Genomic DNA, 8,213 nt, shown 5'->3' with positions numbered 1-8,213 from the left:
CTCTATTTGTAAAGGTCGGCTAAGACCTTCATTACTCACTCGTTGTTCAGTTTTCAAAGATCAAACATTTCGTTATTTTGCTTTTGTGCACCGACGCATTATCGCATCAGCAACTCTTATAATATATCATGCTCATTTCATTTCGTCAACACTTTTTTTCAATCTTTTTTTCAGCTACATAAGATGAAGCTTTATATGAGGATCAAAAATGTTTGTTACGTGTTGAAGTCAGAAATAAAATGACCGTTGATTAATATAGCACGAATATTTAATAAACGTCAACTGTTTATTTAAACTGTTTTTACAATTAATCTTAAATAAGAATTAAATGGTGACTAACTTGCTTTGGTTTTATAAATAAAAAGGCACGAAAGCCTTTGATAGCGGGCTTTGTGCCTTTTTGAGTTATTACTATGATTCGGGATATATACACTTTACCTAATTATAATTCTCGGCGTCCTTCTAATGCTTTGGATAATGTAACTTCATCCGCATATTCTAGATCTCCACCTACAGGTAATCCATGAGCAATTCTTGTTACTTTTATATTGAAAGGTTTGACCAGTCTAGAAATGTACATAGCGGTCGCTTCACCTTCAATATTAGGGTTTGTTGCCAGAATCAGTTCTTGTACTCGCTCATCACTAAGACGATTCAATAACTCTTTTAATTTGATATCATCAGGTCCAATACCTTCTATCGGAGAAATCGCTCCATGTAACACATGATAGTACCCGTCAAATTCTCGAGTACGTTCCATAGCTACTAGATCTTTGGCTTCCTGAATAACACAAATGACAGACGCATCTCTGGTCTTATCCTGACAAATCTGACATGGATCTGTGTCTGTAATATTCCCACACACAGAACAGTAGTGGAGATTACGCTTTACATTAACCAGAGCCTTAGCAAAATCGATCACGTCGTCTTCCTTCATACGGAGCACATGAAAAGCAAGTCGCCCTGCTGTCTTAGGTCCGACTCCCGGCAAGTGTGTAAAGGCTTCTATCAGTTTGGCAATCGGTTCGGGATAATACAATACAGCGATCTCCTTTGAGAACAGTCCCTTTATGCATGACTATTCATTATTTTAGAACAGGCCTGGAATATTCATACCGCCTGTAAATTTACCCATATCTTTATTAGCTAGTTCTTCTGCTTTACCCATCGCATCGTTGACCGCAGCGATTACTAGATCTTGTAACATTTCTACATCGTCTGGATCTACTGCTTCTGGTTTGATTGTGATCGCTGTTACTTTTTTGTGTCCATTCACTTGTACAGTGACTACGCCACCACCAGAACTACCTTCTAATGTTTTTGTTCCTAGTTCTTCCTGTGCTTTCAACATTTGTTCCTGCATTTTTTTAACTTGCTTCATCATTTGGTTCATGTTACCCATTCTTATCATCTCCTCAATTAAAGTATAAATCTTAAATTTAGTAGCTATTCTTTAACAACGACTAAGCTTTCTCCAAATAATTGAATAGCTTCGTCTACTAATGGTTCACCCGCATTTTCGCCTTCGTGCTCTAGCTCTAATGCTTCAACCGGATCTTCATGAGCTCCTTCTATTGCTTCTAACCAATCTTTTTGCATCATGGTAACCAAACGATGAGAACCGCCTAGAACTTCTTCTAATACAGACTCTACAATCTGCTTATTCACAGATTTTTCAATCGTTTCCCGGTGCATATCATGTTTGAAAGCAACCAAAACAGCATCTTCATGAATCGAAACAGGCTCACAGTTCACAAACCATGCGTGAATAGTCACCTTCTCTTCTTTAACCCGTTGTAGGATTTTGCCCCATGATCCTGATACTTTTGTAAAATCGCTATGATTGCGGTTGCTCACATAGCTCTGAATCTGAGAAGGAATTTTGGCTGCTGAAGATACTCTTGCTGTTGGGGGACGTCTTCCAGAGCTTCCTGTCTGATTACGGTCGCCTGCTTCGCCACTTGCTGCTATTCCTGATTTTAACGCTTTATCTAGCTTTTGTTCTAATTGAGCTAATTGCTGTTTGAGTTGTCGAATCTCTGAAGCATCTGTTGGCCCATGACTGCTTGAAGATGTAGTCACTTCTGCCGCATGATCTCCATGTGATCCTGTATTCGGTATACTGCCTAATTTCAATAGAGCGACCTCAAACAACATTTGAGGCTGAGCAGCATACTTCATCTCAGTCTGATAATGATTCAACGTATCAATCATGGCAAACAATTGTTCTTTTGTAAATGCAGCTGCTGTTTCTCGAAAAATCTCGGGATCGAGCATTCGCTCTGTTAAATCTCCTGCTTGTGGGATCATCTTAATCATCAATACATCACGGAAATAATAGAGTAGATTCTCCATACATTTCTCTGCGCTTTTACCTTCTTGCATAAATGACTCTACCATCTGTAGTACTTTGCCAATATCTCCATGTAACAATGCAGAGGCTAGTTCCGCAAACTGTTCAGAAGCGATACCACCGGTCATCTGCAATACTTGAGTATAGGTTACTTTGCCATCTGTAAAAGCTGATACTTGATCCAGAATACTAACTGCATCACGCATCCCACCATCTGATAAACGAGCAATGTATTCTAACGCATCACGATCGGCTTCAATCTGTTCTTCTCCGGCGATCAATGCAAGCCGATCTGTCTGCTCTACTAAAGATACACGGCGAAAATCAAAACGCTGACAGCGTGATATAATCGTAGCTGGTAATCGATGAGGTTCTGTTGTAGCTAGAATAAAAACAACATGAGCTGGTGGTTCTTCCAGCGTCTTAAGCAACGCATTAAATGCTTCTGTTGTTAACATATGGACTTCATCAATAATATATACTTTGCGTCGTACTTCAGTAGGCGCGTATTTGACTTTTTCCCGTAGATCACGAATTTCTTCTACACCACGGTTGGATGCAGCATCGATCTCAAGCACATCCATAATATTGCCTGATGTGATCCTTTTGCAAGTTTCACATTCGTTACACGGCTCTATAGCCGGCCCATGTTCACAGTTAATCGCTTTTGCAAAAATTTTGGCAGCAGACGTTTTACCTGTTCCTCTTGGACCACTAAACAGATAGGCATGTGAAATACGCTCTTCCCGAATGGCATTTTGCAGCGTCTGAATGATATGCTGCTGTCCAACCATGTCCTTAAACGACTGCGGTCGCCAAGCACGATAAAGTGCGATATGCTCCACTTGCTTACCCTCTTTCTTCTTTGAATACTTCATTTAATTATACTATAGATTAGACCTAAGCAAAACATCCGAAGCTCTATTTTACAAACAAAAAACACCTGATGTCCTGAGACAAAAGGTGTTATTGAATACATTATTATATACCGTGCACCTGTTATCGATTATTGCGATCCAAGCGGTTTTTCTGAACCACGACTCAGGATAGGCACTCCTTCGGCACAAGAACAAAACTGCTTATGGCTGCTTTCTTCCGAACCTGACCAGATTCACAGCAGTCCTTTGCGAAGGACCCAGCCGTCAACACCGTATTCAGATACCAGCCTCACATCGACAAAACCTAAAACAGGAATTCAACCTCGCTACAGCGGATTGCGAGTTACAGGGCACCGCTACCTCCCCATCTAGCACGGCATTAAATTATTATAACCGAGAGAAGCTTCTAATGCAATGGACAAGATATTTTGTTTTAAAAAAGTTCATTTTTATCACATAAAGTGGCGCTTCGAATCCTAAACGCCACTAGATTTCAATCTTATGTCACTTTGTCGAAGCTGGAGTTGCAGATCGTGTTGGTCGTCTTCCCGGACTACTTGAAGCACTGCTATTGGTAGGCTTTTTCGCGCTACTGCTTTTGCTTTTCGTATTGGTTTCTTCAGAGGTATCAAACGAAGCTAAGAACTCTTTGTTCGTCTCTGTGTTACGCATTTTTTTGAGGAATCCATCTACAAAGTCTGGCGTTTCGTTCATGTTTTTACGAATATGCCAGATTGTATCTAGTTCTTCTTTGCCAAGTAAATCTTCTTCGCGTCGTGTACCGGAACGACGAATATCGATCGCTGGGAAAATACGACGTTCTGCCAATTTGCGATCCAAATGAAGCTCCATATTTCCTGTACCTTTGAACTCTTCGTAAATGATATCATCCATACGTGAACCTGTATCGATCAATGCTGTCGCTAGAATCGTTAGGCTACCGCCTTCTTCTACATTACGTGCTGCTCCAAAGAAACGTTTAGGACGATGGAATGCTGCTGGATCAATACCACCGCTTAGTGTACGTCCAGATGGCGGAATCACCAAGTTATACGCGCGTGCCAGACGAGTAATACTATCTAACAAAATAACCACGTCTTTTTTATGTTCTACCAGACGAAGTGCACGTTCAAGTACCAATTCAGCAACTTTGATATGGTTTTCTGGCAATTCATCAAATGTAGAAGCCACAACTTCACCTTTAACGGAACGCTGCATATCTGTTACTTCTTCCGGGCGCTCATCAATTAGCAATACAAACAAATCAATCTCAGGATTGTTAGTGGAGATGCTGTTCGCAATCTCTTTAAGAAGCAAAGTTTTACCTGCTTTGGGAGGTGCAACAATTAGACCACGTTGTCCAAGTCCAACAGGTGCAAGAACATCCATAATACGAGTTGATAGTTTATTCTGAGCGGTTTCTAAGACTAATTTGTCCTGTGGATAAAGAGGAGTTAATGCTGGGAAATGAAGACGCTCTGCGGCTTGTTCAGGGCTTGTTCCATTGACTGCATTCACTTGAAGTAATCCAAAGTAACGTTCATTTTCTTTAGGTGCTCTACATTTACCAGAGACCAGATCACCGGTACGAAGATCAAACTTACGAATCTGTGATGCTGAAATATAGATATCTTCATGACTTGGAAGATAATTAATCGGACGTAAGAAACCATAACCTTCAGGTAAAATTTCAAGCACACCTTGCATAAACATCAAACCACTTTTTTCAGCTTGTGCACGCAAGATTGCAAAAATTAACTCTTTTTTCTTGAGCTGTCCATAATAAGGAATCTGATACTGTTTAGCTAGCTTATACAGATCAGTCAGCTTCATTTCTTCCAAATCGGAAATTTGTAAATCCATAAAATAACCACCTATTCAATTTTATCAAGATTGTTGAGACAAATATAAGCCTACTAATATAAAGATAGGAAAATGGAGAAACTACATGTAAAAGGAGTGTATTATTTCAAATGCGTTCATAGGATAGCATTACCCATTTTGGGAGGAGATATTCAAGAGGTATGTATTTTATTGGAAAATACAAAAGAGTTCTCCTCCCCAACAGAGGGATGACTTCAAAAACGATGGTCTGACCTATTTATACGATTTCTCTCCAAACATCTGCGCCTAAGTTGCGTAAATTCTCTACCAAATGATCATAACCACGATCGATAAATTCAACACCTGACACTTCTGTAATTCCTTCAGGAACCGTTAAACCCGCAATCACAAGAGCAGCACCTGCACGCAAATCCGTCGCTTTGACTTTGGCTGCATTCAGTGGAGAACCTTCGATAATCGCAGAACGACCTTCTACTTTGATCTTAGCGCCCATTCGTGCTAATTCTGGAACATGCTTAAATCGACTACTGTATACAAAATCACTAAGCACACTAACCCCTTGAGCTTGCGTAAGCAGACTTGTCATTGGTGACTGTAAATCTGTCGCAAATCCTGGATACGTTAATGCTTTTACATCAACATGGTTGTACGTCGGTCTACCCATTACACGAATACCTTCGTCTAACTCTTCAACCTGAACACCCATCTCTAATAACTTGGCTGTAATAGCTTCCAAGTGCTTAGGAATAACATTATCAATCAAAACGTCTCCGCGAGTGGCTGCTGCTGCCACCATATATGTTCCTGCTTGAATACGGTCAGGAATAATTGAATGTCTACAGCCGTGCATTTCAGTGACACCTTCGATACGAATAGTCTCTGTGCCTGCACCTTTAATAATGGCTCCCATCGCGTTCAACAATGTTGCTACATCTATAATCTCAGGCTCTTTCGCCGCGTTTTCAATAATAGTGTGCCCTTTGGCTCTTGCAGCCGCAAGCATGATATTAATCGTTGCTCCTACACTTGCAACGTCCAAATAAATCTTAGCTCCACGTAATTCTTTAGCATATAAATGAATAGAACCATGCTCATTCGTTACTGTCGCTCCTAAAGCTTCAAAACCTTTGATATGTTGATCGATAGGACGAGGCTCAAAATTACATCCTCCTGGCAAACCGATCGTTGCTTCTCCAAAACGTCCAAGTAGTGCACCCATCATGTAATACGAAGCTCTTAACTTTTTGACAGGTCCATTCGGCATAGGAATAGATCTGACATCACTTGGATTAATACGCATCTGGTTTTCACTTTCATGCCAGCTTACACTTGCTCCAAGATTTTCTAAAATTTCTGCATAAACGGCTACATCGCTTAATAGCGGCAAGTTATCCAACACGACTTCCGATTCCGCAAGCAATGCCGCAGGAATAAGCGCAATGGCACTATTTTTTGCACCGCTGATCGTTACAGTTCCCTGCAACGGGCGTCCGCCACTAATCATTAATTTTTCCATAAAGCTTAATGTCCCCCTACGTGTTTTGCATCCGGTAAACGATACGTGATGTTGAATTTTGGTAATGAAAATGGAAAGACACCGACTAGGCGGTGTTCTTCCCACAATCTATTATTTAAAATGTCTTATACAAAAACAATATTCTTATGCTTTGTTGCTTGTGCCAAACTCACGGATTTTACCGATAACTGTTTGTTTGATAGCATCGCGACCTGGAACAATAAATGTACGAGGATCGTAAGCATCTGGTTTAGCAGCAAGTACTTCGCGAACTGCTTTTGCAAATACGATTTGGTTCTCTGTATTTACGTTGATTTTGGATGTTCCCAAAGAGATTGCTTTGTTGATATCGTTTGTAGGAATACCAGTACCACCGTGCAATACCAATGGAATTTGAACTGCGTCACGAACTGCTTCCATTTCTTTGAAGCCTAAGTTAGGCTCGCCGTGGTAAGGACCGTGTACAGAACCCAATGCTGGAGCTAATGTATCGATACCTGTTTCTTTAACGATACGTACACATTCGTTAAGATCAGCATACATGATACCACCGATAACGTCATCTTCTTGTCCGCCTACAGTACCAACTTCAGCTTCAACAGAAACGCCTTTAGCGTGTGCATATTCAACTACTTTTTTAGTCATTTCGATATTTTCGTCGATTGAATGGTGAGATCCATCGATCATTACAGATGTAAATCCAGCATCGATTGCTTCTTTACATTTGTCAAAGCTAGAACCATGATCCAAGTGAATAGCAACTGGAACTGTAACTTTCAAGTCATGAATCAATCCTTCTACCATTTTAACAACAGTAGTGAATCCGCCCATATGACGTGCAGCACCTTCAGATACACCAAGGATTACTGGTGATTTTTCTTCTTCCGCTGCTCCCAGAATCGCTTGAGTCCACTCCAGGTTATTGATGTTGTATTGACCCACTGCATATTTTCCTTCAAGTGCTTTGTTTAACATGTCTGTCATAGATACTAATGGCATAATGATATCCTCCTTGAGAATGATGGTATTTGTAAGCCGATACTCGCATACGTTGCTTATTATAACACAACCCACTTCAAATACTAAACAAGCAATTTAAAAAGAACTATGCGTCTTTGCATAGCAAAAAACCTATCTTTGTAGGATAGGATTCTATTTTTGCTGATCGACTTGATTACCCCGCAGGTTTTGATCCACTACATTTCTCATTTCATCAATATCAAAAGGTTTGGTGAAATGACTGATAGCGCCTAAATCCTTAGCTTGTTTGATAATATCTAATTCTCCATAAGCTGTCATCATAATCACTTTAATTTGCGGATGCGTTGATTTGATATGTTTTAAAATTTCTAATCCATCCATACCTGGAATTTTCATATCCAGAAGAACAAGGTCAGGTGTATCTTGCTCTACCACTTCAAGCGCCGCTTTACCATTTGCTGCCTGATACATTTGGTAACCTTCATTACCGAAAAGTTCCATAAGTAAAATTCGAATTCCGTTTTGATCATCGACAATAAGGATTTTCTTCTGTTCCACGGGTCATCCTTCCCTTCATCGTTGCTAGAATAGTATGCTGTGATTTTTTCTTGATTAGAATGAGGAGGAACGTACAATTCAA

The 8,213-nt window shown here is 40.2% G+C and carries 7 protein-coding genes and 1 other RNA gene; all 8 read right to left on the bottom strand.

The features are described 5' to 3' along the window. Window positions 1-442: 442 nt before the first annotated feature. The 8 genes from recR to PaeCFBP13512_RS21315 all read right to left on the bottom strand — a co-directional run bounded on the left by recR (window position 443) and on the right by PaeCFBP13512_RS21315 (window position 8,131). Complete coding sequence (gene recR / locus PaeCFBP13512_RS21350) at window positions 443-1,039, bottom strand: recombination mediator RecR (RefSeq protein WP_069328594.1); 597 nt, start codon at window positions 1,037-1,039, stop codon at window positions 443-445. Between the two features lie 51 nt (window positions 1,040-1,090). Then, the gene (locus tag PaeCFBP13512_RS21345; protein ID WP_069328593.1) at window positions 1,091-1,402 is read right to left on the bottom strand and encodes a YbaB/EbfC family nucleoid-associated protein; all 312 of its coding nucleotides are present in this window, start codon (window positions 1,400-1,402) and stop codon (window positions 1,091-1,093) included. A gap of 44 nt (window positions 1,403-1,446) precedes the next feature. After that, window positions 1,447-3,198: a DNA polymerase III subunit gamma/tau gene (dnaX, locus tag PaeCFBP13512_RS21340; protein WP_137225829.1), complete on the bottom strand. Its 1,752-nt coding sequence runs from the start codon at window positions 3,196-3,198 to the stop codon at window positions 1,447-1,449. Between the two features lie 143 nt (window positions 3,199-3,341). Beyond that, window positions 3,342-3,608: signal recognition particle sRNA large type (ffs, locus tag PaeCFBP13512_RS21335), an RNA gene on the bottom strand. Between the two features lie 127 nt (window positions 3,609-3,735). Next, window positions 3,736-5,094 carry a transcription termination factor Rho gene (gene rho / locus PaeCFBP13512_RS21330; protein ID WP_069328591.1) on the bottom strand — a complete coding sequence of 453 codons (1,359 nt, stop codon included), beginning with the start codon at window positions 5,092-5,094 and terminating at the stop codon, window positions 3,736-3,738. Window positions 5,095-5,332: 238 nt separating this feature from the next. Next, window positions 5,333-6,592, bottom strand: coding sequence for a UDP-N-acetylglucosamine 1-carboxyvinyltransferase (locus PaeCFBP13512_RS21325; protein ID WP_069328590.1), 1,260 nt, complete (start codon window positions 6,590-6,592; stop codon window positions 5,333-5,335). Window positions 6,593-6,736: 144 nt separating this feature from the next. After that, complete coding sequence (gene fba, locus PaeCFBP13512_RS21320) at window positions 6,737-7,591, bottom strand: class II fructose-1,6-bisphosphate aldolase (protein WP_069328589.1); 855 nt, start codon at window positions 7,589-7,591, stop codon at window positions 6,737-6,739. Window positions 7,592-7,744: 153 nt separating this feature from the next. Further along, window positions 7,745-8,131, bottom strand: a complete 387-nt coding sequence (locus PaeCFBP13512_RS21315) for a response regulator (RefSeq protein WP_069328588.1) — start codon at window positions 8,129-8,131, stop codon at window positions 7,745-7,747. Window positions 8,132-8,213 lie beyond the last annotated feature (82 nt).

Origin of the sequence: Paenibacillus sp. CFBP13512, from assembly GCF_005233705.1 — a bacterium.
In the GTDB taxonomy this organism is placed as follows: domain Bacteria; phylum Bacillota; class Bacilli; order Paenibacillales; family Paenibacillaceae; genus Saccharibacillus; species Saccharibacillus nuruki.
The sequence above is the reverse complement of the archived record's forward strand: the minus strand, read 5'-3'. Positions and strand labels throughout refer to the sequence as shown.

Coding starts and splice junctions, on each gene's coding strand:
- PaeCFBP13512_RS21345 (WP_069328593.1), bottom strand. CDS start 1,402: ATGGGTAACATGAACCAAATGATGAAGCAAGTTAAAAAAATGCAGGAA.
- rho (WP_069328591.1), bottom strand. CDS start 5,094: ATGGATTTACAAATTTCCGATTTGGAAGAAATGAAGCTGACTGATCTG.
- PaeCFBP13512_RS21325 (WP_069328590.1), bottom strand. CDS start 6,592: ATGGAAAAATTAATGATTAGTGGCGGACGCCCGTTGCAGGGAACTGTA.
- fba (WP_069328589.1), bottom strand. CDS start 7,591: ATGCCATTAGTATCTATGACAGACATGTTAAACAAAGCACTTGAAGGA.